Here is a 20580-nt window from a genome sequence, read left to right on the forward strand (position 1 = left end):
CATTCTTGCATAAATACCCAATATTATTTTATTTTTGCTTGTCAAGACTGCGAAGCACACCGCTAGGTGCTTGGTCTTTACAAGCTTTCAAAAATAAAATAATAAACTCCAATTTATGCCAAGAATGATAAAATATTTCTTATATCTGTTTGTTTGTCTTTTTTTTTAATCAACTAAAATTTTGTAATAAAAACATATCCATCTGTGTTAATTTCATAATTTTACATTTTTAAAAGTTGCTTAAAAACTTTTAAACGCCCCTTTATAACGTTTAATAATCATGTGTTGCTTCAACTTTTTATATTTATCTTTATAATTTGAATTGTTTTAAAAACGTTTTTTAACAAATATTTTAAGTCTATATGACACAAATAAAACAAGAAAAAAAAGGAAACACATGCTAAAACAATACATCCAAGGTTTAAATCCTAAGACATTGTCTTTTAGTGATAATAGTGATGAGGATTCTCTGTTACCACTTCTTGCTGGAAAAATTGAAAAATATGAGCAAACTGCTACTGGTGGAGCTGTATTAAATGAACTTCCCACTACATTAAATCGTAAAGAATTTATCGTTTCTAAAGATAGTCCTACTGGTAGAATTTCTTCAATAGTTAGAATACCGCACGTTAAAGAAACTTTTTACTTTAACGAGCTTAATGCTTCTGTTAAAGGTAAATTTGATTCATCTTTTACTAGCGATGTTAAATGTGATGAAGTTAAATTACGTTTCGACTCTCTAGCAAAATAATTAAGATAAAAGGATAAAAAAATGGCTAAAACATTAATAAGAAACAAGATAGCTAGTAAAACTTTTGGTATGGCTTTGCCTGCTAGTGCTGAAACTGCAAAAGCTTTTGCTGATGTTGCTCTTGAGGGTGAATATGCAATATTTGAAAGAAAAAGTGAGCAAGGTAATGATACCGAAGCCCAAGTTATAGAATATGTTGTTACTGGTAAGAGTGAGGCAGGTTTTAAAACAACATTTAGTTTTTATGCAAATGCTAACAAAACAGAAGTTGATATTAAAACTGCTCTTTTAGAAAAAACTTTCAACGGTGTTAAGTTTGATGAAATTTATATAATTTCGGCTAAATATGTTAAAGGTTAATAAACATTAATATGCAATCTTTAACAAATGAATATTTAGAGTTAGTGCTAACTGCACTAGCTCTTTTCTTATCTGGTCTCAATTGGTTTATATCTCAAAAATTATCAAGTTTTTCTTATAGACTTGATAAGATAGAAACATCTTATACTGACACTTATCAGATAAAAGCAGATATACAGCTATTAAAAGAAAAAATAGATTTCATTATTGAGATGTGTAAAGATAATAATAAAAAGGTTTAACTATGCCGTTAGGAAAAGAACAAGAAGATTTCACTAAAGATTTAAATAAATTACTTACATATTTACATAATAATAACTATAATGTAAGATGTGGTGAACTATTTAGAACACAAGAACAACAAGAAATTTACTATCAAAGAAAACTAACTAAAACAAAAAATAGCTATCATACAAAAAAATTAGCTATTGATTTATTTATATTCAAAAACGATACATGGTTAAAAACCAAAGAGCAATTACAACCAATAGGGGATTATTGGGAGAGCTTAAACAACATAAACAAATGGGGTGGTAATTATAACAGTTTTATAGACTGTGTACATTTTGAAAGAAGAGCAAAATAAGCTAAAATAAAAAACTACAATTTAAATACTCTTGACATTTATCTTAAAATCTTCCCATTTGCTTTTTTAAGTTGCATTGCACCTTCCATATCTTGAAGTTGCAAACAAACGCCAAGTTGATTACCAATGGCTCCCATTGCTTCCATTAGCCCCTGTTTTTGCACTTCTTTATTTAAAGCACCAATTCCCGTATTTAAACTAACTGCAAAAGATGGTATTTCATCTCTGCTATATCCCGCAAAGAAATCAGCGTTGCCATATTTCCAAACCAATTTTGCAAGTCTTTCAAATATAGGCTCAAAAAATGTTTCGTTAAAAGTTCTAATATAACCTTGTATCCTAACGCTACCTTCATTCGCCATAATGCTAGCCATCGTTGCAGTTTCTTTTCTGTATGTACTTGCTCCATTTTGTTGAGGGCTTACACCACTTGCTTCGCTCATTTCTTGGTCTATTAAACTTACTGCTAGTTGTGCCACATTTAGATTAGGCGCAGGTAGCACTTGTAAGGCTGTTGGCTCATTTGTAAATATTGGCAAGCCTATCGTTTCTATTTGCTCCCTTGTAACATTTGCACTTGTGTTAACTACTATCTTTGGCTTTAATGCCATATTGATACCATCTATAATTGAGTTTCTTGTAATGTTTATCTCGTCTTGTAAAGGTAAAATACTAGCAAGAGGTGGCTCACCATACACACAAACAAAGTCTTGCTCGTTAAAATCTCTAACCTGTGGTGTCATATACCCAAAGATAAAGGGTTGTCCATCTTTTAGCTTAATGCCTTCTCTTAAAAGTGTTTCGTTAAATAAGGTTGAAACTTCCCATTCCCCATTGATTTGTTCGTAAATATCATATACTTCAAAACGCTCATAAGGCTTAAATTCAATATCATCAAGGCTTAATAACACTTGTTCTTTTTTAAATATCTTTCTTTTTGCAAGTGCTAACAAATCATCAGCCGTTAAGATTAGTTTATTGACTATATAACGCACATCTCTTGGGCTTTTAGCATTTGGGTCAAAGTATATCTCATCTAATTCTATCTCTTCAATAATAGGCATATCACCAGACCAATATACCTTAGCCACGCTTGTTCCTAAGAACGGTATTTTTTGAAAGATTGGTGCAAATGTGTTATAAAGCTTTAGCATATCGGTGTAAATATCCAAAGCCTCTTGCCATTTGTCTATAACTTCTTGCTTAGAATTGATATAAGTTTGAAGTTTCGCAAAAGTATCATTGTTAAAATACGTTTCGCTTAAACTATCACTTATACGCTTAGCCTTTGCGTTTATCTTTGGTATATAAATGCGTGATTTGTTCCTTTTTGCAAGTGATGTTATCTGCTCTTGTTCTAGATTAAGCAAGTAAGCACTATTTAATTTATCAAAGCTAGGCTTATACTTTTCAAAGCCGTCCTTCGCATTTGATAACAACTCTTGCAAATAAACTACATCTTTTCCCATATCACTTTACCAAAGGTGTTACATCTTGCACGAAATCGGTTATAAACTCATCATCTTTTAATGCATTTATAGCCTTTAAACTATCATCATCCATACCACCTGTTAAAGGTATTTTAGCGATAAGCTGAGCTGAGCCTATAACATCTCTCCAATACACACCCTTGCTTATATATTCAAGCATAATATCAGCCTTTTTCTTGCTAAGCTCATCGCCCCTTATATACTCATATTCGGGTATTTGTTTAACTTCTTGTAACTCTTCTTTAATCTCTTTCTTTGCCATTTTCTTGCTCCTTTTTCTTTATGTTAAAATATGTTGATTTGCTAACCCCAGTCATTTGCATAACTTTGTCCTTGCAAACACCTTTTTTAATTAGTCTCTTAACTAACTCAACCTTTGCCTTTTTCTTTGGAATATATTTAATACCGCTAGTTATTTCGCAAATCATACTAGCGATAACAAGGCTAAGGTCTTCATCGTTTAGCTTAACTGCGTCCCTTATAACGCCCAAGCTTATGTTTTGCCGAATATATTCAAATTTCCAGTCCAAATTCAACCCAATTTTTGGACTATTCTCTTTTTTACCACGCGTTTTCACTATAAAATTCATATTCTTGCTCTATTTTGTTATAATTTATGCCATCGTAAAAGCATAAAGCTAAACTATCAGCATAATCAGGACTCACCCCATAATCTTTTTTTATCTCTGTTTTTGGAATTATCAAATATCTATCTTGCTTATCATAAGCAAACTCAATCATCTGCAATTGTTTTTTTAGTTTTTCGCTGTGAGTTATTGCTAGTAAATGAAACTTCTCTTTTAAATTAAAATACATTTCAGCGCGTTTGTTAAAATATCTCTTTTGATTTGTTGCTTTAAAACTTGCCTTTGCTTCTACACAAACACCCCTTAAGCCCAAATCACAAAGCATATCAAAGACACCAGCACCGACGCCTATAGTGTCTATGTATATCCATTTTGGTTTAATTTGGGCGAGGTTGTATTCCCTTAATATCTCTCTTGCAAGTTGTGTAACTGAATTAATCCTGTATGACTGAAACTCCGTTATATTGTAACCTTGCCTTTTGCATAAAACACTCTCATCATCGCCCTCACGTGCGACATCAAGACCCCACACATTCATATCATCGGGGTTAAAAGTTAGCTCTTTGTTAAACGCATTTTCAATCATTGAAACGCTAAACATTGCGTTGCTTGTAGTGTCTAAAAATTCGCCATATATCTCTTGTTTGACAACATCACTATCAGCGCCGCCTAGTTCCTCGATAAGTTCGTTGATTTCATTTTCTCTAAGCATTGGGTTATCAAAGCTAGAAACTTGATAATTAACCCAATCCTTTTCGTTTCTCATGCCTTTTATTGCTAAATCATAAAACTTATTCTTGCCTTTTGGAACACCACCTATAAAAGCCCTTGAATTAGGATAATCAAGCAACATAGGTCTTATTGCGTTATCCCAAAGATAGCTATTTTTTAAGATAATTCCTGCCTCGTTTAGTATAATGATGTCATAGCCAAAGCCCTCTATATTTTCAGGTCTTTCAGCACTTCGCATATCTAAAAAAGCCTCGTTATTAAAGACTAAGCGTTTATCTTGTGAGTAGAATTTCCAAAAATCGCTAGGTAGTTGTTTTAATTCAGGTAAAAAATAACGCTCAAAATAACGCTGTAAGTTTGATGTGATAGTATCTACCCAAAGGATTTTCTTACCTTCAAGTAACCACTCAATACTAGCATTTGCTATCCCTTTTGTGTAGCCTACACGGCGACCTTTTTCAATTGTGGTAAATTTTGATTTGTTTTTAAAAAATACTTCCCTTTGCCAAGGTGCATATTTTAAACTTATAGTTGCATCACTCATCATCAACCAATCCCTTACGCTCAATAGTTATTTTGTTATTGTTCTGTTGTGCGTTTGTGTTGTTTATTATCGTATTTGCTTCTTTACCAAGCACCGTTTCTTTATTTCTTGCTGTTATTCTGCTGTGTGCTTCTACATCTTGTATCGTGTCTGCCATCTCCAAAAGCTCATTTGCTTTTTTTTGATTTGCTAAGGCGATATTTTGAAAATAGATTAAATGTTTGGTTCTTTCTTCCACCACTTCGTGAAAAGCTTTCACTTCTTTTTCATTTAGCTTTGCTAGCTCTGTTTTTATCGCGACTTCAGTTTTCACAAGTTCTTTTAAATTTTGTTCTACATCTTTGCAAAGATTATAAACAAAGCCAACACTAACATCATATTTTATTGATAGTTGATTTTTAGATGCACCAGTTTTATATTCAGCTACAATTTTGTCTTTTAAATCTTGTGTAATTTTTTTCATTTCAGCTCTCTATAAAAACCGCATTGATTTTTTTATCAGCAATTAATTTTTTAAGCATTTTTGCTTTTAATTTATATTCAGTAGTCTTAAAACCTTTGACATCTTCTATAAACATCACATCTCCTTTTTTGTAAGTAAAATCAGCAATGTATTTAATATCCCTTATGCGCTCAAATCCGCTTTTAGTTTTATCACTTGGCACTTTAAAACTCTCTTGCAATACAAAAGGCACTTGTTCTTTAAGCTCGCTTATTTGCTTAGCACTCTGTAAGAGCCTTAGCTCATTAGCTCTTTTAGCTTCTTTCTTGCTATCATAGCCTTTTGATTTTGTGTTGTGATATTTGCTAACCAATTCAAGCTCCTTGCACGATTTGATTTATTTGTGATAGTAAAAATTCATAGCCTTTAGTGTTGTTACATTTGATGTTTGACATTTTTGAAATAGTTTCTTTTAAAATTTCAATCCTATCCCTTGCTTCATCTATGACTTTCTCAAACTCACTCATCATTTTCCCTTTTTTCTTGATTGGCATTATGCAATTGTCAAGTATTGTGTCTATTTGTTCTGAAATATCAGCCAACCCTAACTGTTTATCTCTCTCCCAAACGTCACATAATTTTGTATTTATTCTCTTGTAAACAGCATCAGGATTTACTGGTCTTGTTGAATTGTTTAAATCTTTTAATTGTTCTTGTTGCACCATTTTCTCAAACCTTTCAAGTTCTTTAATCATCTCTTCAAATGTAGCAAATGCTCTTACCATAAGCTTTTTTCTCCACCTTCATTTAACTTTTTTTGCTCTTTGTCAATTATCTTGTTTAATTCTTGCAGTTTGTAAAATGCTAATAGTTGATCAACTTCACGGACAAGTTTTTTGTTTTCATCAAACAATCTAACTTTAAAGCCGTTTGGCTCTTTCTCTAAGCTCACAAACTTGATAATTCTTCTCACGCTAAGCCCTTTTTAATGCTAATTTATTGCTTAATTGCTTAACCATACTCGCAACTTGTTTATTTTGTGGGATAAGCTCTTGTTTGTGTTCTATTGCTGGTGTTTCTTCTTCATAGCTAGGATTGATATATTCAACATTCCCTATCTTGTGTTGATTTTCAAATAGCCAATTAAAAATTTGTGCTGTTTCATCACTTGTCAGCCTTTGGAAAGTGCCATTATCAAGCACGACAAAGTTATTTCGTAAATTACCATCACTATCAACGCTTATAATCACAAAATCTTTAAAACCACTGCCTTTACCGCAGTTGCAAAGCAATTGCTCTTTATAGGTTTTCTTGCAAAACTCAGCTAAACCATCAACGCTTTGAAAGTATCTAAGCCCTTTTGCTTGTGCTTTAGCTAATAGGAGTTTACCCCACTCGTTTAATGCTTTGTTTAAAAGCATATCCGTGTTTTGATAATTTTCTCTAAAGCTATCAGCAAAGATTGAAAACTCTACAAGTTTATCTGTCGGTATTTGTTGTAGCCTTAGTGCGTACTTCTCCAATCTTGCTTTTGGTAAAAATCCTTTGCTATCTCCAAAAAGTTCGCAAATTTTTTGCTCTCTAAAATCCATTAAAAAATCCCTCCCTATTATTTTTCATAGCGTATTCCAGCATTTCATCAGCAAAACCCGGTTTACTAAACGGGTTGCTTGAGTCCAAAAACGCTTGAAACTCCTCCTGTGGTGTTGCGTATTTAGGTGGCTCATAAGAGCTAACCTCAACATCGTTATAAACTTCAACTTGATTGTTTTGTTGTTTATAGCCTTGATTGTTTTGTTGTGCTTTTGGTTTAAACACTCCTTGCCAGTCATTTGCCATTGTTTCGATTATGCACTGGTTAACATCAATTCCTTCATCGTGCCATTTTTGCCATTGTGAGAATTTTCTTTTTATGCCTGTAAGAGTAATTTTTTCTTTTCTCTCTTTTCTGTAAGCTAAAAAATCACTCCAAACTTCAGGATTTAAAAAAGCAGGTAAATCAATTTCAAGTTTTTGAGATTTTTCTTTTTTATTTTTTTCTTTCTCTGTAGTAGTCTCTGTTGTAATCTCTGTAGTAATCTCTGCATTATAGTAAGGGATTTGTGAATTTAACTCGTCTTGTTTAGTGAATTTCACTAATCTGTTATCGTTAATTTCACTCATCTTGTTTTGTTGATTTAACTCATCTTGTTTTGTTGAATTAACTGAACTTGTTTGTGCCTTTTTAGTTCTATCTTGAAAAGTTTTTTCATACAATTCCCAGTCAATTTCGTAAAAAGTTCTAGCAGGTACTCCCTCTCTGCTAATTTTTACAAAGCCAACATCTTTTAATGCTTTCTTTGCACTTCTTAGCTCATTTACTGTTAGCCTTGTTTCGGCTATTATATCGCTATCAGTTTTAAAGAATTTATCTTGTTTTGCAAACCAATACATAAGCTGAGACAACAATATTCCTGCAGTTGTAGAGCCTGTAATCTCCCCATAAATAGGATAATAAGCTATCGGTCTTTGATTTAACTCCCTTAATACATCTTTCATCTTTAAACCCTTTCAACAACTTTTAAAATTTGAGTATCTTTGTTTGTATATTTGTCTTTTTTGTTTCCGCAAACTCTGGAGCTAATAGCTCATTTACACGACCACAAACACTGCACTCTTTAAGCTTGTACCATCTGGCTATCTCTTGTCTTGTAGCTCCGTTTTCGTGTTGTGTAAAAAGCTCATAAACTGCTTTTCTTTTACCGCTTAAAAACGGTCTAATAGCTCTGTAAGCTCTTCTTGAAGTATCTGCTATCATTAATTAAGCTCCTTATTGACTTTCAGATAAATCCTCTGTAAAATTACCTAGCGACCAAGCATAGGAAATTTACACAAAGGACTTATATGACAGACAACGAACTATTACTAGAACTAACTAAACTCGCTATACAAAACAAAGCTTTGTATATAGAAAATACTAAAAACAACGGACAAGATGGTAATTTCTCATCACCCGTAACTCTCCACGAAGGAGTTAAGGTTGTTGAAGATATAGCAAACATCTTTAACACCCTTAAAGAAAAAATCATTACGAACAAGTAGGCGGCTGAGGCTTAAAGAAATACGCCTCAACTATCTCTATAATCCTATCTCGGTCGTGCTGATAGTCCCATTCGTGAAGTATTTTGATAATCTTTTTAGCACTCTTCATTCTCTTTTTCCTGCGTTCTTTTAACTCTACGCTTTCTGGTCTCATCTTTTACCTTTCTCTGTTGTCATATCTTCTAGTATCTTTGCTATTGTTTGAGTTTCAAGCTCTTTATCAATTAAAACTTTTACAAAATCCAAACAAAACCTTATAACCTCGCTATCGTTCTTAAAGCCTTTCTTTTTTTGAATTTCCAAAATGTTATAAATATTTTGGTTTGAAAGCTTAAAGGTTTTTGATATGTCATACTTTTGTGTTGTCATTGTGTTGCTTTCGTAATGTTTTAATCGCCCCAAATCTTTCGCTATTATTATCAAAATTAGGGGCTAGTATTTGCTCAATAGTTATTTTACTTTTGGTAATTTTTGTTAAAAAAGCACTTGTTTGCAACAAATGTTTTTTAGGGACACTGCCAACATTAAACCAATTAGCTACTTGTTGTCTGGTTGCTCCTACATTTCTTGCATATTCTGCTTTGCTAACAGAATTTACTTTTAGTATGTGTTCTATAAATTTTGTCTCATTCATGGGTGATATTGTACATAATTTTTTTACCTTTGTCAATATTAAAATGTACTTATAGTAAAAGATTTATGTACGTAATATTAGATAAAATAGCAAAATGTTTTAAGGAGTTAAAAAATGGCTGATGGAATTAAGTACTCTATTGTTGAAGAAGCATTAGAAATAATAAACAAAACAAATGTTGATTTTTATAAATACATAGGTCTAACAAGACAACAAGATAACAATAATAAAAAAGTTGGTTATTACCCTATCAAGTATATTAAAGAAATTGCAAGTTTTTTTAATGTATCCGCAGATGTATTATTAGATGAAACATTGATAAAAACACTAAAAGAAAAAAAGAATGGAAAGCACAAAAAACCAATAAAAACAATAACAAATGACAACACAGTAAATGTCCCATTTTTTAAAAATGGTGTTGTCTCAGCTGGTTTTGGTAATGAAAATGATGATATGGGCGATTATGAGTTATTACCTTTTAATCCTGAGGATTTAAAGATTATGTTTAATGTTTCTCCAAATGCCAAAATAGGCATTATACCTTGCTTTGGTAACTCAATGGAGCCAACCATAAAAGAAAGCGATTTGATAGCATTTTGTGTTGATGGTGCCGACATCGTTGAAGGTGCTATTTATATTTGTAAATATGACAATGAACTATTTGTAAAAAGAATTAAAAAACGACCAAAATTAGCACTATTAAGTGATAACAAAGACTATGAGCCTATTTTAGTTGATGAAGCTTTAGAAGTGCAAATAATAGGTCGTGTTGTTGGTTGCTATTCTATAAATAGCAAAAGAATTTAAAAAAAGGAAAGATAATAAAACAAGAAATATCAATCAAATCAGTAAAAGACTTAATTTTGTTAATATGAATTATCATTTTGTTAAGTAAAATTAACTTTTTTATAAAGGATAGAGAATGTCATTAAGTAACAAAATTAAAAAAGCAAGAAAACAAGCCAATTTAACACAACTACAATTATCAAAATTGTTAGGTATAAATCGTGCTTCTATAACACAATACGAAACAGATGTAGCTATTCCACCTGTTGCAACACTAAAACTTATTGCCGATGCTTGTGGTGTTGCTATGACTTTCTTTTTTGATGATGAGCTAGAAATTAACAGACAAATTGTAAAACAAGAATTAAAAAACAATTTTGCAAAGTATGCTGACCTAATCCCAAACCAAGCACAGATAAAAAACACAGTATTTTTACCAAAATCCGAAATGGTTATCGGTGCAGGTGCTGAGGGCACTTTTGATTTGAGCTTATTTGAGAGCGAGACAAGGATAGCAGTTGACAAGAAATTCATAAAAGGTCTAAACCCTGCCAATCTAAAATTATTCGAAGTCGTAGGAGATAGTATGTTTCCTGAGTATGATGAGGGCGACCTAGCCATTGTGGATATGGTAAATCATCGCTATGATTTTATCAAGATAGCAGGTATATATATTGTCCGAGTTGGCGATGTAATTTATATTAAGCGTGTTGAGTTTTTACCAGAAAATGCCGTTAAACTAATCTCCCTAAACTCAAAATACGGCGATATGTATCCACATAAAGATGGCTATGAATGCGAAATTTTAGGTAAGGTTTGTGGAAAAATCAAGTTTGAAATTTCAAAAGGCTTAACATTTTCAGATAGTGGAATAAAATAAAAGAGTTAAATAAAGCTAGTTGAAACAAGATAAAGCAAAATAAAACAAGGTGAAGTAAATTTCATTTTTTTTTAAACAATTTTGCATTATAATATAGAGCTACAAGGAAAAATAAAAGAAAATGTTTAAAATTAGACACTTTTTGTCTAGTTTTTTGTTTTTTAATTGATAAAAAAAGTACAAGGCAAAGCATTGAATGACTTAGCACAAGTAGCTATACAACATGCTAACACTACAATATCAATAGCAAATACTTTTTTAGTGTGGGGTGGGATTTTTATAGCCATAGTGACTTTTTATCTGCCTTATATTTCAACAGAGATAAAAATAATGATATAAAAAAAGCAATATCTGAAGTATTGGACAAAATAAATAAAGATAAACAAGTAAGAAACGAGCTAATACAATCTATTTTAAAGAACGATGAGTTTAAAACAGAGTTTAAAGCTATGATAGACTTGGCTATAAGAGACCAATTAGACTTAGATAAAGAGCAAGGTTTATCAAACATAGAAACACCAAAATCCAAAAAGGAGAGCGAACGATGGAAATTTTAAAATGGGCAAATGTTTCATCAGAAGAAATTTTGCAAAAATTAGATTTAACTACCCCGCCGTTTGACCCTTTTAAAATTGCTGAATTAATGGGAATAACAGTAAAAAATGATTTAAATTTTGATGAGCTTGCAAGCGATGGCATGATTTATTTAAATAATAATATACCTGAAATTTGGATAAATCCAATCAAACCAGAAAAAAGACAAATATTTACACTAGCTCACGAGCTAGGACACTTGGTTTATCATGTTTTGCCAAATATTGAAAAATTCCAAAATCCTATAAGAGATGATTATTCTACTCTTTACAGAAATGGAGTAAGAAACCCACAAGAAACATTAGCTAATAGATTTGCTGCAAATCTAATCATGCCGTTAAAATACATGATGGATTTTACAGATAGACTATTTGAAGAAACAAAAGGCGAAGAGCTAAACAGAAGAAATATTATAGATGCACTTGTTGGAGAATTTAACGTTTCAAAAGATGCCATGATTATAAGGCTTAAACAACTAAAAACTATACCTCAAGACTATGATTACAATGATGATAGTAAACAAAAAATAATGAGCGGGTATTAAAGTGGCAGAGCCCTACGGAGCTTATCTGTTGAATGAGTTAGTATTGTAGCAATAAAACGTTAATAAGCATCTTTTCTATCTGTAACTTTTAACACGTATATTATTAGCTTATCATCTATCTTTTCATAGATAACCCTAAAACTTCTAAGGCGTAACCTAAAAAGCCCTTTTAATTCGCCTTTTAGGTGTTTTATTTTGCTTGTTTTTATAAGCTCTTTTTCGTATTCGTGATTAAAATTTAGCTCAAATTCTTTTAATGCCTTTAATATAAATGTTCTTGTGCTTTTTTCAAGGTTAAAAAGTTCTTTTTCAGCTCTTTTATCAAACTCTATTTTATAGCTCATCATTTAACTTTATAAGCTCATCTAAGCTATGCCCTTTTTGTTTGTCTTTTGCTCTTTGCTCGGCTAGTTTTAAGTCAAGTATATCAAAGTAATAATCTAGTGCTTGTCTAACTAAAGCACTTTTACTCTCGCCTAGCTCTTTTGATATGCTTGCAAGTTCTTCGTTTAAGCCACTTGGCAAAGACAGCATTACATTATCACGCATAAAGTATCCTTTTTTTATTTGTGATTATATACTTTTATATATATAATTGTCAATATCCAAAACATTATATAAACATTCTTTTAAATTCCATATAAAAGTAAATGAAATAATTAATGTACATATTTTTTTTACTTTTTTGTAAAAATATCTTGACAAATGTAAAATATTTATGTACAATTACACCAACAAAACAAAGGAGCCCCACTCCTAGCTAGGGTTTAGCTAAAGCTACGGGTAGCGTCAGTATGTAGGCGATAATTATATACTCGGTTCAAGCCCCGATAGTAGTGTGTTCGGGGGTAGTAAAATCCACACTTTTTAAAACAAAAATATGCACATTAGGCAATGAGCTTTCAACAATTGACATCTTATAGTACTTTTTAGAAATTAGAGTTATCGAACCTTTCTTAAATTGAAATTGATTTTCGGCGGCGGTTTAGCAACTTGCTTAGTGTGTATTTTTTTGTTTTAAAGGATATTAGATGATAGAAGCATTTATTAGAGGTTTTGAGTTTGGCATTATTACAGGCTGTGAGCTTGTGCTTTTTGCTTGGTTTTTGGTCTTTATAGTTGATACGATTAGACTTGTTTATTTAAAGCTTCGCAATCGGTTTTAGCTAGTTCGCACTTGCCTTTATTAAAGTTAGGACAGCCCACACGAACAGGTTTGTTATTTTCATAAGTGATAACGACATTTGTTGTATAGTCCATCACTTGACCGTTGATTTTAACAGGTATAGCACAGCTTCCGGTGCTTTGAGTTATAAAGATTTTCTTATCTTTAAAACGAAAATATTTAAAAGCAACAAGCCAACCACAACAAAACCCAGCGATAAAGATTACTAATTCATAAGCATTAAGTGTTTTAAGATAATTTATCCATTCCATTTAGAAAGTATAACAGATTTTGTACACATATACAAGCCCTTATGACTTCAAAGAAATTCAACATAAAAGCCATGCAGACATAAAAACTCCTTATTAATTAAATCAAAAAAAATTGGAGTTGTAAGGGTTTGTATATGTGTAAAAAAAGGAGTGATTATGAAAACTATAAAAAAGATTTTGAGCTTATTTCAAAAAAAGGGTGCAGTTATCAAAAATATAAGATTTTTGTACCTAGAAAGGATTTAACAATGAATAAGTTTAAAAAATATTGCCCTAACGTATTTATCGCTGAATGTGATAGCGAACATCAAAAGGGCGAGATAATAGAGCTAACAAGCAACTACGGCAAGACATCAAAGCACGAAGTTTATAACCTGATAGCAAATAAAAATGGAAAATTTTATTATTCGATTGTAAGAACAGACAGCGAAAGCTACGCACAGAAAAAAGCAAACAGATACAGAAAAAGCGAAGCAAACCTAAAAGACATATCAAAGCAAAGTGCCATAAATGCAACAAAAATGCTTGAAAATGTGCCTATGGGTCAGCCTATTATCGTAGGAAGTAGCAAGGAAGCAGGACATAGAGCCTTACTTAAAAGAAGTGATAACGCGATGAGAAAAAGCTGGGAAGAACATGAAAAAGCAAAAGATTACGAAGATAAAAGCAGATATTGGGAAGAAAAGGCGACAGAGATAACTTTGGCTATGCCTTATTGTTTAGAGTATTTTTTAGATGAGCTGGAAAAAGCAAAAGAGTATCATCAAGGGCTAAAAACCGGCAAATACGAAAAAGAACACAGCTACACACTAACTTATGCTAACAAAAGAGTTAAAGACCTAGATAAAAAAGTGCAAGTAGCTACTATTTTATGGGGATAAGGATTTAAAATGTTATTAGAAAGCTATGAAAAAGATTTATTAACACACGAACAAATACAAGCAAGAACAGACTTATTATTTGATGAGTTTAGCTCAAAGCTAGATGATATCTTTGCTAATGCAAATGCAGAAATAGAGCATTTGGTATCAAACTACGAAGAGTATATCAAATACAAAGATTTACAAGATGAGATAAAAGCTCAAGCAAGAGCATTTTTTTAAAAGGTAAAAAGATGAGATACAAAGACTTTCAAAGATATGTAGATATTTTTAACCAAAAAGGTGCAACTATGCACGAGTTTATACTGTTTTTAAAAGCGATAAAGGGTTAAAGATGACAAACGCAGAGTATCATGCAAGACCCGAAATAAGTAAAAGTGATTTGGATTTACTAGCTAAAAGCCCTTATCACTTTAAGAACAAGGATAAGTTTAGAACGGAAACTAAGAGCCTTTTGTTAGGCTCACTCGTGCATAAACTTGTCCTTGAGCCAAATGACCTTTATAACGAGTTTGCTATCGAGCCAGATTGTGATAAAAGAACAAAGGCTGGTAAAGAAATTTATCAAGAGTTTTTAGAAGAAAATCAAGATAAAAGCATTGTTGAGGTATCTGTTTTTGATGAGGCTAAACAAATAGCAGATAGCGTTTTATATATGCGTGAAAGTGGACTTTTTTTAAAAGATGGGTTAGCCGAACAAAGCTATTTTGCCGAGATTGAAGGTGTAAAAGTCAAATGCCGACCTGACTTTTACAATGAAAAATTAGGCATTGCGATTGATTTAAAGACTACATCAGATGCAAGTGCTTTGGGCTTTGCAAAGAGTGTAGCAAACTTTAACTATCACATACAAGCAAGTTTTTACAGTGATATTTTAAGGGCAAACGGAAAAGAAGTAAATAACTTCCTTTTTATAGCAGTTGAAACAAAAGCCCCTTATATGGTGGGATTTTATGAGCTTGATGAAGTTGCTTTGCAAAAAGGTAGGGAAGATTATTTAAAACTATTAGAACTTTATAAAAACTGTAAGCAACGCAACGAATGGTGGGGCTATGCAAAGTATGAAGATGATAAGGTATCACATATTCAAACGATAAGCTTACCTAGCTGGAAGTTTTACGAAAAATAAAGCGTAATAAGGTTTTAATCTAATTTTGAATAAAATTATTAACAAAACAAAGGGGGTTAATATGAGCGATGAAAGGCTATCTAACAAGTCAATAAGAAAAGCTGGGGCAAATCTTAAAGATAATATAGCTACTAGCGATGATTTAGACATTATCTCAACGTTTAGAAGCAACCATATCCCCCTTATGAAAATGCTTGTAAAAACACTTAGTAAAAAACTTCCAAAGCCCATATTTATAGCAAGGCGATTAAAAAGGCTAAATTCTATAAAAGCAAAGCTAACGCGTTTTAGCGGTATGAATTTAGACAGAATGCAAGATATAGGTGGTGTTAGGGCAGTTTTTAAAAATGACAATGAAGTTATGAACTTTGCAAGAAAAGTTAAAGAGACCTATTCCGAAAAAGGTGCTTTGGAAATCGTAAAAGAAAATGACTACATCAAAGAGCCAAAAGATGACGGATATAGGAGTTATCATATTATTTTTAAATATAACGGAAAAATACCATCAGTTAGTGGCTATCATATAGAACTACAGCTAAGGAGCATTTTACAGCATTATTGGGCTACAGCAGTTGAGATTTTAGCTTTAAAAAGCGAAACAAACATAAAAGCAGGATACGGGCAAGAGCATTATAAACGATTTTTTTGGCTATGTGCTGAACTTTTTACAGGCAAGAAAGAGTTTATAGAAGAGATAAAAGAGCTTGATGACAAGCACAATATCTTAATATTACTAAGTGGCTTAAACGTAGTTGCGAACAAATTACAGGATAAAGGGCAAGAGGGCTTATACCTTTTGATACTAGATACACAAAGCTCAGTTTTAAAACTTTTAGAGTTTGGTAAAAATGAGATTGAAACCGCGAAGGAAATGTATCAAAACCTTGAAACCAGTAAGAAAACTCAAAGCGTTTTAGTTAGCGTTGATAGCATCAAAAAACTTAAAAAAGCCTATCCTAACTATTTTATGGATGCAAAGAGTTTTATCAAAGAAGTAAAACAAAGGGCTAAATATGAATGAAAAAGTGCTTATAAAAGACATTAAAGGGCTTGATTTTAAGTGCAATACCTGCGGTCTTAACTTATCCTATATTTTAGACACGCAACAAACATTTATAAACGAATGCCCCAACTGTGGTGCAGAATGGCTACCAGCACAGCTAAATATAGAAAATGTAAGAAATTTAAAAAGTATATTCAAAGTATTATCAAAGATAGCTGGTGCTGATATTAGTTTGAGTTTTGAAAAGGAGAAATAATGGCAGAAGATAAAGAAGTAGCTAAAACAAAAATAACTCAAAATAGAAAAAAAGAAATAAAAGAAAAAATGAAAAATGTAGTTTTGCAAAACCCAAAAGTAAAAGCAGTCTTTGAAAGGCTAAAATATAAATGAAATATTTTAAAATTCAAGATGCAATAACATTACACGATTATATAATAAGTGATATGGGTGGGGCAAGTGGCTATAATAAAGAAAGCATAGGTTACTTATCATCTGCACTAGACCAAATACAAAATGATGAATTTTATCCTGATTTTATTGATAAATTAACTCATCTAGTTTTTGCTTGTGTTAAATTTCATCCATTTTTAGACGGCAATAAAAGAACAGCTATTTACTTAGGAATTTTCTTTTTAGAATTAAACGGCTTTGATGGATATTTTGTCCATTTTGCAACCATAATGGAAGATGTGGTAGTTGATTTAGCAAGTGGAAAAATAGACAAAGAAGGGCTAAGAGAAGTTATTTATAATATTATTTATTAAGGAGAAATAATGGCAGAAGATAAAGAGTTGGAACAAGAGATAAACAATGCGATATACGACGCTTTGGATAAATTAGCCCTTGAAGGACAAATCAAAAAAGACCTAATGGAAAAACAAGCCAAAAGACAACTCAACAGCTATCTAAAAAAGAAAGAGCAAAAAAAGGCACTTGATAAGGCTTTGGAAAAGTTGAAAAGATAACGGGATACCATTTTCTTGTCTAACTCTTAATTAGGCAATAACTACGAATTAATCCATTCAGTAACATCTTTACTTAAATTGCTAATCCCGTTTAATTCATAAGGCAACTCAAAAACTAAACATTTATCGTTGCAGTCCAAACACTCTTTTTGTAGTTTGTCAAAAACTTCATTATATGAATATTTAGTTTTTAGTATCCAAGTAGTGTTTAAAATTTTACGACAATCCCCCAAAGTCGGGACAAGATTATCTATTGCTTTATAATTTTGTCCTTGTTTATACAAATCATAACATATTAATAATTTTTGCATTAGGTATCCTTTAAATTTGGCATCCCGCAAATACATTTTAATATTTTTATGATAAAAACCAAATAATAATAAAAAAAGGAGCTATAATGATTATTTCAAGCGAAGATACAAACCTAAACCCTATTACTCTACTTGTTAAGTATAAACAAACAACGCATAAAGAACTAAGCGATAAGCTAGGCTATACCATAGATGAAATAAAAGAGTTTGAAAAACTTGATAAAGCCCTTATCCCTTTACGTTTTGAAAAAGCTTTGAATTTATACACAGAATTGCTTAAAACAAAAATATCCATTAAAGATATTTATAGTAAAATAAATATTTAAGACAAGGAGCAATAATGGCAGATGAAAATATCGTTAAAAAGGTATGTAAAGAGCTAAATATAACACAGGCAGAGCTAGGAAGACAGCTCGATGTGCCACCATCTACAATAGGAACTTGGGCTAGTGGTAAAACCCCAAAAATGGCAGAAGTAGCACTAACTTTAATGCTTGAAAATAAAGAGCAAAAGGAAATTTTAGAAGCCATTAAGAAAGCAAGAGATTTTATAGGTCGGATTTAAAATCCGCTCTATATTTATAATTTTAAAAGGAGTATAAAATGGCAGATGAGAAAGAAACACCAACGGGAAGCTATAATTTACAAATAAAAATCCCATATGAGTTAAAAGAAAAATTAGAAGCTTTGGCACAAGAAGCAGGAGTAAGCTTAAACCAATACATAATGTTTATGCTAATAAGAGAAACAAAAAAATAGGCGGTCGGATTTTAAATCCGAGTGCTTTATTGCTAACTCAATGCAAAAAGATTAAAAAAATAATAATAAAGTATTGACAAATAAATTATAATTCAATATAATTTCAATAATAAATCATTGGAAAGGTATTGATTATGAATAATTTAGTCATAAATCATAATGGCACACTAGCCACAACACAAAGTAAAGTTTCAGTTCTAACTGACAATAGCGAACAATCAGTCCAAAGACTTATAAGAGAGTATAAAACCGATTTAGAAGAATTTGGAGTTTTGGAAGCATATAAAGAAGAAGTTCAAGCAGGGCTGGGCTATACTTATAAGAAAATATACTACCTAAACGAACAACAAGCAACACTATTACTTACTTATATGAAAAATACAAAGAAAGTAAGAGAAGCTAAAAAAATACTTGTTAAAGCTTTTTACGAGTTAAAAGCCGAAAACCAAAAACTAAAATTTGATAAATACATAAACGAAATTTCATCATTAAACGCAGTATTGATAGACAAAGCAAAAAGACATCAAAGAGTGGTAAATGCTTATAAATCAAACCTATCACAACGCAAAAATGAGATAACTATACTAAAAAATGAGATAGCAAAAGCAAAGGCAGTTAATGATAATAGTTACAAGGCACTTTATCATAATGCAAGGCTAGAACGTGATTGTTATATAAATGCAAACGAAAGATTAAAGGCTATGTTTGCTGATAAAGAAAAAAGAGTTTTTGAGATATTGCAAAACATTTTAAAGCAAGTGGATAAGACTTATGGCGATATAGGAGCGTTAGTATCTTATGTTTGGGAAGATAACGATTATTTTATAAATCAAAGGAGATTAAATGGAGCAAAATCAAACAGGGTTTGATGAGCTAAAATTAAAATTAGCAACAGCATTAGCAACAGCAGAGGCGGAGATTAAGTTGTTAAATAGTGCAGTTGATGAACTAATTGCTGAAAATTACAAACTAAAAAACAATTAAAGGAGCTAAGATGTCAAATGAAGCAATGCAGCAAAACACAACTTTGGCAAAAAATGAGTGGTTATCAAGAGAAGAAAAAGAGATAATTAAAAAACAATTTTTCCCACAAAATGCAACCACCAGCGATATGATATATTGCATGAATGTTGCAAAAACTTTTAAGTTAAATCCTATCTTAAAACAAATCTTCTTCATAGAAAGAAAATCCCAAATAAATGGTCAATGGGTTAGCAAAGTAGAACCGTTAGCAGGTCGCGATAGCTTTTTAACTTTAGCACATAGGAGTGGTAAGTTTGCAGGTATTGAAAGCCATACAGAAATCAAAAAAGCACCTATGCTTGTAAATGGAGAATGGCAGGAAGTGCCAGAGCTTGTAGCAACAGCTTGCGTTTATAGAACAGACACACAAAAGCCATTCGTTTGCGAAGTTAGTTTTAACGAGTACGCACAATTTACAAACAAAGGAGACCTTACTAGTTTTTGGAGAACAAAACCAGCCACAATGCTTAAGAAAGTGGCAGAAAGTCAAGCTTTAAGAAAAGCATTTGATATATCGGGGCTTTATAGTTTAGATGAAGTTGGCGAAAATGAAACAACACAACCAAAACAACAGCAAAAGCAGAACCTTAACGATGTTGTAACTCAAAAAGAAAAAGATGATTTAAACACCATAGTGGCACAAGAGATATACCCACACGATGAGTTAGAACAAGAGCTTATTAAAAGAGGTGTCAGCTCTGATAGGGCGGAGGATATTGTTTCAAGATTTGACATAAATCAAGTAAAAGAGCTACTTGACAGCCCATCAGCCATTGATGAGATTTTAAGGAGTGCTTAATGCAAGTAAATGAAATTTTAAAACAACGAGAGCAAACTCACGGGAAGTTTGAAGACTATGCGACATTAAATATATTTTTACTTGAAGGTTTTAACGAGTTTTCCGTGAGAAGATTAAGTATGTCGCAAAGGTCAGCCCTTATGATGATTTTTAGCAAGATAGCAAGGATTGGTGTTGGCAACCCAAACGAAGCTGACCATTGGAGAGATATAGCAGGTTATGCGACCTTAGTCGCTGATACGCTTGAGTAAAGAGCGTTAAG

The 20580-nt window shown here is 31.9% G+C and carries 43 protein-coding genes; 24 read left to right on the forward strand and 19 right to left on the reverse strand.

Annotated features, from left to right (window positions below; genetic code table 11):
* The first annotated feature begins 397 nt into the window (after positions 1-397).
* Genes CPIN18021_RS01560 through CPIN18021_RS01575 form a run of 4 tightly spaced genes read left to right on the forward strand, consistent with a single transcriptional unit; the run spans position 398 to position 1697 of the window.
* Positions 398-751 (forward strand): hypothetical protein, encoded by a 354-nt coding sequence (locus tag CPIN18021_RS01560; RefSeq protein ID WP_078422841.1) that lies wholly within the window; start codon positions 398-400, stop codon positions 749-751.
* A 21-nt stretch (positions 752-772) separates the two neighbouring features.
* On the forward strand, positions 773-1111 hold the full coding sequence (locus CPIN18021_RS01565; protein WP_069637347.1) for a hypothetical protein: 339 nt from the start codon (positions 773-775) through the stop codon (positions 1109-1111).
* 11 nt (positions 1112-1122) lie between these two features.
* Positions 1123-1353 (forward strand): hypothetical protein, encoded by a 231-nt coding sequence (locus CPIN18021_RS01570; RefSeq protein WP_069637346.1) that lies wholly within the window; start codon positions 1123-1125, stop codon positions 1351-1353.
* Between the two features lie 2 nt (positions 1354-1355).
* Entirely contained in the window at positions 1356-1697 is a 342-nt protein-coding gene (locus tag CPIN18021_RS01575) for a M15 family metallopeptidase (RefSeq protein WP_078422840.1), read from the forward strand.
* Between the two features lie 38 nt (positions 1698-1735).
* Here the strand turns inward: CPIN18021_RS01575 and CPIN18021_RS01580 are convergent, their stop codons facing one another.
* The 15 genes from CPIN18021_RS01580 to CPIN18021_RS01645 all read right to left on the reverse strand — a co-directional run bounded on the left by CPIN18021_RS01580 (position 1736) and on the right by CPIN18021_RS01645 (position 9207).
* The gene (locus CPIN18021_RS01580; protein ID WP_078424262.1) at positions 1736-3166 is read right to left on the reverse strand and encodes a portal protein; all 1431 of its coding nucleotides are present in this window, start codon (positions 3164-3166) and stop codon (positions 1736-1738) included.
* Position 3167: 1 nt separating this feature from the next.
* Positions 3168-3449 (reverse strand): hypothetical protein, encoded by a 282-nt coding sequence (locus CPIN18021_RS01585; protein WP_078424263.1) that lies wholly within the window; start codon positions 3447-3449, stop codon positions 3168-3170.
* The gene (locus tag CPIN18021_RS01590) at positions 3430-3777 is read right to left on the reverse strand and encodes a hypothetical protein (RefSeq protein WP_078424264.1); all 348 of its coding nucleotides are present in this window, start codon (positions 3775-3777) and stop codon (positions 3430-3432) included. The genes CPIN18021_RS01585 and CPIN18021_RS01590 overlap by 20 nt, the downstream gene beginning before the upstream one ends.
* Positions 3749-5053, reverse strand: a complete 1305-nt coding sequence (locus tag CPIN18021_RS01595) for a terminase large subunit domain-containing protein (protein WP_193431648.1) — start codon at positions 5051-5053, stop codon at positions 3749-3751. The genes CPIN18021_RS01590 and CPIN18021_RS01595 overlap by 29 nt, the downstream gene beginning before the upstream one ends.
* Entirely contained in the window at positions 5043-5513 is a 471-nt protein-coding gene (locus CPIN18021_RS01600) for a glutamyl-tRNA amidotransferase (protein ID WP_078422878.1), read from the reverse strand. Before CPIN18021_RS01600 ends, CPIN18021_RS01595 begins: the two co-directional genes overlap by 11 nt.
* A gap of 1 nt (position 5514) precedes the next feature.
* Positions 5515-5865, reverse strand: coding sequence for a DUF1064 domain-containing protein (locus CPIN18021_RS01605; RefSeq protein ID WP_226995927.1), 351 nt, complete (start codon positions 5863-5865; stop codon positions 5515-5517).
* A 1-nt stretch (position 5866) separates the two neighbouring features.
* A complete protein-coding gene (locus tag CPIN18021_RS01610; RefSeq protein ID WP_078422880.1) occupies positions 5867-6277 on the reverse strand; it encodes a hypothetical protein in 411 nt (136 codons plus the stop codon).
* Complete coding sequence (locus CPIN18021_RS01615; protein ID WP_078422881.1) at positions 6271-6465, reverse strand: hypothetical protein; 195 nt, start codon at positions 6463-6465, stop codon at positions 6271-6273. The genes CPIN18021_RS01610 and CPIN18021_RS01615 overlap by 7 nt, the downstream gene beginning before the upstream one ends.
* Position 6466: 1 nt before the next feature.
* On the reverse strand, positions 6467-7084 hold the full coding sequence (locus CPIN18021_RS01620; RefSeq protein WP_078422882.1) for a hypothetical protein: 618 nt from the start codon (positions 7082-7084) through the stop codon (positions 6467-6469).
* Positions 7074-8030 (reverse strand): phage replication initiator YdaU family protein, encoded by a 957-nt coding sequence (locus CPIN18021_RS01625; RefSeq protein WP_078422883.1) that lies wholly within the window; start codon positions 8028-8030, stop codon positions 7074-7076. The genes CPIN18021_RS01620 and CPIN18021_RS01625 overlap by 11 nt, the downstream gene beginning before the upstream one ends.
* 22 nt (positions 8031-8052) lie before the next feature.
* Positions 8053-8289: a hypothetical protein gene (locus CPIN18021_RS01630; protein ID WP_089503406.1), complete on the reverse strand. Its 237-nt coding sequence runs from the start codon at positions 8287-8289 to the stop codon at positions 8053-8055.
* Positions 8290-8371: 82 nt separating this feature from the next.
* Positions 8372-8560, reverse strand: a complete 189-nt coding sequence (locus CPIN18021_RS08820; RefSeq protein WP_162273639.1) for a hypothetical protein — start codon at positions 8558-8560, stop codon at positions 8372-8374.
* Positions 8560-8727, reverse strand: a complete 168-nt coding sequence (locus CPIN18021_RS08825; protein ID WP_157888034.1) for a hypothetical protein — start codon at positions 8725-8727, stop codon at positions 8560-8562. Before CPIN18021_RS08825 ends, CPIN18021_RS08820 begins: the two co-directional genes overlap by 1 nt.
* Positions 8724-8942, reverse strand: a complete 219-nt coding sequence (locus tag CPIN18021_RS01640) for a hypothetical protein (protein WP_078424266.1) — start codon at positions 8940-8942, stop codon at positions 8724-8726. Before CPIN18021_RS01640 ends, CPIN18021_RS08825 begins: the two co-directional genes overlap by 4 nt.
* Positions 8923-9207: a hypothetical protein gene (locus tag CPIN18021_RS01645; protein WP_069637506.1), complete on the reverse strand. Its 285-nt coding sequence runs from the start codon at positions 9205-9207 to the stop codon at positions 8923-8925. The genes CPIN18021_RS01640 and CPIN18021_RS01645 overlap by 20 nt, the downstream gene beginning before the upstream one ends.
* Positions 9208-9321: 114 nt before the next feature.
* On the opposite strand from CPIN18021_RS01645, the gene CPIN18021_RS01650 reads away from it, so the two are divergent.
* From CPIN18021_RS01650 to CPIN18021_RS01665, 5 genes are all read left to right on the forward strand, one after another.
* Positions 9322-10014, forward strand: coding sequence for a S24 family peptidase (locus CPIN18021_RS01650; protein ID WP_078415574.1), 693 nt, complete (start codon positions 9322-9324; stop codon positions 10012-10014).
* 115 nt (positions 10015-10129) lie between these two features.
* Positions 10130-10873, forward strand: coding sequence for an XRE family transcriptional regulator (locus tag CPIN18021_RS01655; protein ID WP_078424267.1), 744 nt, complete (start codon positions 10130-10132; stop codon positions 10871-10873).
* Positions 10874-11065: 192 nt separating this feature from the next.
* Complete coding sequence (locus CPIN18021_RS08830) at positions 11066-11212, forward strand: hypothetical protein (protein WP_157888035.1); 147 nt, start codon at positions 11066-11068, stop codon at positions 11210-11212.
* A gap of 20 nt (positions 11213-11232) precedes the next feature.
* Positions 11233-11430: a hypothetical protein gene (locus tag CPIN18021_RS01660; RefSeq protein ID WP_078424268.1), complete on the forward strand. Its 198-nt coding sequence runs from the start codon at positions 11233-11235 to the stop codon at positions 11428-11430.
* Positions 11418-12011, forward strand: a complete 594-nt coding sequence (locus tag CPIN18021_RS01665) for an ImmA/IrrE family metallo-endopeptidase (RefSeq protein ID WP_078422888.1) — start codon at positions 11418-11420, stop codon at positions 12009-12011. Before CPIN18021_RS01660 ends, CPIN18021_RS01665 begins: the two co-directional genes overlap by 13 nt.
* 59 nt (positions 12012-12070) lie before the next feature.
* Here the strand turns inward: CPIN18021_RS01665 and CPIN18021_RS01670 are convergent, their stop codons facing one another.
* From CPIN18021_RS01670 to CPIN18021_RS08835, 3 genes are all read right to left on the reverse strand, one after another.
* Complete coding sequence (locus tag CPIN18021_RS01670; RefSeq protein ID WP_157886651.1) at positions 12071-12355, reverse strand: type II toxin-antitoxin system RelE family toxin; 285 nt, start codon at positions 12353-12355, stop codon at positions 12071-12073.
* Positions 12345-12560 (reverse strand): ribbon-helix-helix domain-containing protein, encoded by a 216-nt coding sequence (locus CPIN18021_RS01675; RefSeq protein ID WP_078422890.1) that lies wholly within the window; start codon positions 12558-12560, stop codon positions 12345-12347. The genes CPIN18021_RS01670 and CPIN18021_RS01675 overlap by 11 nt, the downstream gene beginning before the upstream one ends.
* A gap of 579 nt (positions 12561-13139) precedes the next feature.
* Positions 13140-13448, reverse strand: a complete 309-nt coding sequence (locus CPIN18021_RS08835; RefSeq protein ID WP_141080419.1) for a hypothetical protein — start codon at positions 13446-13448, stop codon at positions 13140-13142.
* A 248-nt stretch (positions 13449-13696) separates the two neighbouring features.
* Between CPIN18021_RS08835 and CPIN18021_RS01680 the strand changes: the two genes are divergently transcribed.
* The 8 genes from CPIN18021_RS01680 to CPIN18021_RS01710 all read left to right on the forward strand — a co-directional run bounded on the left by CPIN18021_RS01680 (position 13697) and on the right by CPIN18021_RS01710 (position 17426).
* Positions 13697-14329: a DUF3560 domain-containing protein gene (locus tag CPIN18021_RS01680; RefSeq protein ID WP_078424865.1), complete on the forward strand. Its 633-nt coding sequence runs from the start codon at positions 13697-13699 to the stop codon at positions 14327-14329.
* Positions 14330-14338: 9 nt separating this feature from the next.
* Positions 14339-14551 carry a hypothetical protein gene (locus tag CPIN18021_RS01685; protein WP_078422891.1) on the forward strand — a complete coding sequence of 71 codons (213 nt, stop codon included), beginning with the start codon at positions 14339-14341 and terminating at the stop codon, positions 14549-14551.
* A gap of 112 nt (positions 14552-14663) precedes the next feature.
* Entirely contained in the window at positions 14664-15458 is a 795-nt protein-coding gene (locus CPIN18021_RS01690; protein ID WP_078422892.1) for a PD-(D/E)XK nuclease-like domain-containing protein, read from the forward strand.
* A gap of 61 nt (positions 15459-15519) precedes the next feature.
* Positions 15520-16479 carry a RelA/SpoT domain-containing protein gene (locus tag CPIN18021_RS01695; RefSeq protein ID WP_078424269.1) on the forward strand — a complete coding sequence of 320 codons (960 nt, stop codon included), beginning with the start codon at positions 15520-15522 and terminating at the stop codon, positions 16477-16479.
* A complete protein-coding gene (locus CPIN18021_RS01700; protein WP_078422894.1) occupies positions 16472-16717 on the forward strand; it encodes a hypothetical protein in 246 nt (81 codons plus the stop codon). Before CPIN18021_RS01695 ends, CPIN18021_RS01700 begins: the two co-directional genes overlap by 8 nt.
* Complete coding sequence (locus CPIN18021_RS09105) at positions 16717-16851, forward strand: hypothetical protein (RefSeq protein WP_257617023.1); 135 nt, start codon at positions 16717-16719, stop codon at positions 16849-16851. Before CPIN18021_RS01700 ends, CPIN18021_RS09105 begins: the two co-directional genes overlap by 1 nt.
* Entirely contained in the window at positions 16848-17225 is a 378-nt protein-coding gene (locus tag CPIN18021_RS01705; RefSeq protein WP_078422895.1) for a type II toxin-antitoxin system death-on-curing family toxin, read from the forward strand. The genes CPIN18021_RS09105 and CPIN18021_RS01705 overlap by 4 nt, the downstream gene beginning before the upstream one ends.
* Before the next feature lie 9 nt (positions 17226-17234).
* A complete protein-coding gene (locus tag CPIN18021_RS01710) occupies positions 17235-17426 on the forward strand; it encodes a hypothetical protein (RefSeq protein ID WP_078422896.1) in 192 nt (63 codons plus the stop codon).
* A 41-nt stretch (positions 17427-17467) separates the two neighbouring features.
* Here the strand turns inward: CPIN18021_RS01710 and CPIN18021_RS01715 are convergent, their stop codons facing one another.
* On the reverse strand, positions 17468-17737 hold the full coding sequence (locus CPIN18021_RS01715; RefSeq protein WP_078422897.1) for a hypothetical protein: 270 nt from the start codon (positions 17735-17737) through the stop codon (positions 17468-17470).
* An 86-nt stretch (positions 17738-17823) separates the two neighbouring features.
* Between CPIN18021_RS01715 and CPIN18021_RS01720 the strand changes: the two genes are divergently transcribed.
* The 7 genes from CPIN18021_RS01720 to CPIN18021_RS01745 all read left to right on the forward strand — a co-directional run bounded on the left by CPIN18021_RS01720 (position 17824) and on the right by CPIN18021_RS01745 (position 20569).
* Entirely contained in the window at positions 17824-18063 is a 240-nt protein-coding gene (locus tag CPIN18021_RS01720; RefSeq protein ID WP_078422898.1) for a hypothetical protein, read from the forward strand.
* 14 nt (positions 18064-18077) lie between these two features.
* On the forward strand, positions 18078-18302 hold the full coding sequence (locus CPIN18021_RS01725; protein WP_078424270.1) for a helix-turn-helix domain-containing protein: 225 nt from the start codon (positions 18078-18080) through the stop codon (positions 18300-18302).
* A gap of 38 nt (positions 18303-18340) precedes the next feature.
* Positions 18341-18496, forward strand: coding sequence for a toxin-antitoxin system HicB family antitoxin (locus CPIN18021_RS01730; RefSeq protein ID WP_078415577.1), 156 nt, complete (start codon positions 18341-18343; stop codon positions 18494-18496).
* Positions 18497-18630: 134 nt separating this feature from the next.
* Positions 18631-19365 carry a Rha family transcriptional regulator gene (locus tag CPIN18021_RS01735; protein ID WP_078424271.1) on the forward strand — a complete coding sequence of 245 codons (735 nt, stop codon included), beginning with the start codon at positions 18631-18633 and terminating at the stop codon, positions 19363-19365.
* The gene (locus tag CPIN18021_RS08840; RefSeq protein ID WP_157886652.1) at positions 19340-19480 is read left to right on the forward strand and encodes a hypothetical protein; all 141 of its coding nucleotides are present in this window, start codon (positions 19340-19342) and stop codon (positions 19478-19480) included. Before CPIN18021_RS01735 ends, CPIN18021_RS08840 begins: the two co-directional genes overlap by 26 nt.
* A gap of 10 nt (positions 19481-19490) precedes the next feature.
* Positions 19491-20318 carry a phage recombination protein Bet gene (bet, locus tag CPIN18021_RS01740; protein WP_078422901.1) on the forward strand — a complete coding sequence of 276 codons (828 nt, stop codon included), beginning with the start codon at positions 19491-19493 and terminating at the stop codon, positions 20316-20318.
* Positions 20318-20569: a DUF6378 domain-containing protein gene (locus CPIN18021_RS01745; RefSeq protein ID WP_078422902.1), complete on the forward strand. Its 252-nt coding sequence runs from the start codon at positions 20318-20320 to the stop codon at positions 20567-20569. Before bet ends, CPIN18021_RS01745 begins: the two co-directional genes overlap by 1 nt.
* Positions 20570-20580 lie beyond the last annotated feature (11 nt).

This window comes from Campylobacter pinnipediorum subsp. caledonicus, from assembly GCF_002022005.1.
Lineage (GTDB): Bacteria > Campylobacterota > Campylobacteria > Campylobacterales > Campylobacteraceae > Campylobacter_A > Campylobacter_A caledonicus.